Origin of the sequence: Paraburkholderia sp. SIMBA_027 (assembly GCF_046535315.1) — a bacterium.
Taxonomy (GTDB): Bacteria; Pseudomonadota; Gammaproteobacteria; order Burkholderiales; family Burkholderiaceae; genus Paraburkholderia; species Paraburkholderia tropica.
In genome coordinates, this window is record NZ_JAWRWY010000916.1 from 1 (window position 1) to 261 (window position 261).

At 65.1% G+C, this 261-nt stretch carries 1 protein-coding gene; it reads right to left on the reverse strand.

The genetic code is table 11. The features are described from left to right. Positions 1-261, reverse strand: a 261-nt coding sequence (locus tag SB764_RS41760; protein ID WP_410867001.1) for a nitronate monooxygenase, incomplete at both ends; no start/stop codon positions are given.

Below are 261 nucleotides of genomic sequence, written 5' to 3' on the forward strand. Positions count from 1 at the left end.
GGCGTCCGGACCCTCCTCCGCAGCTGCCAATGCTTCGGACACACTTGTGACGCTGGATATGACGCGGGAACCTGCTTTCTGCAACGCGCGGACCACGGCCCTGCCCGGCAGTCCGAAAGTGAAGCTCACAGCTTCCACCGGGTCTTCCAAGAGGGCGTCGATCTTGTCCCGCCAAGCGTCGTCATCATCGAAGCGGAGAGCGGGTAAAGGCACCCCGAACCTGGCGGACTCAGGCTCGAGCGTGGCGCGGTAGGCCGCAGG